This is a genomic window from Phormidium sp. CCY1219, from assembly GCF_055795085.1.
In genome coordinates this window covers 1-210 of the sequence record NZ_JAYFEQ010000756.1, presented here as the reverse complement: position 1 = coordinate 210, position 210 = coordinate 1, and the positions used below count along the sequence as shown (strand labels likewise).

At 47.1% G+C, this 210-nt stretch carries 1 pseudogene; it reads left to right on the top strand.

The annotated features are described in order from the left end of the window. Nucleotides 1-210: pseudogene (locus AC0QH1_RS22920) on the top strand (hypothetical protein); the annotation flags it as partial.

Genomic DNA, 210 nt, shown 5'->3' with positions numbered 1-210 from the left:
GCAGTCCAACCCAAACAAATCCGCAGTTGCATCCAAAAATTCTATCAAATTCAAGCCAATGAAGAACGCAAAGCCAACCGAGAAAATACCCAAATTGCCGAAGATGCAGTCATCACCGGATGGATTCTGACCCCCACCGCATCCGCCGCATTGCTAGACTATTTTGGCGCAAAAGAAGACCCCAGTCTTGGCGTCAAAGGGGTTTATTTT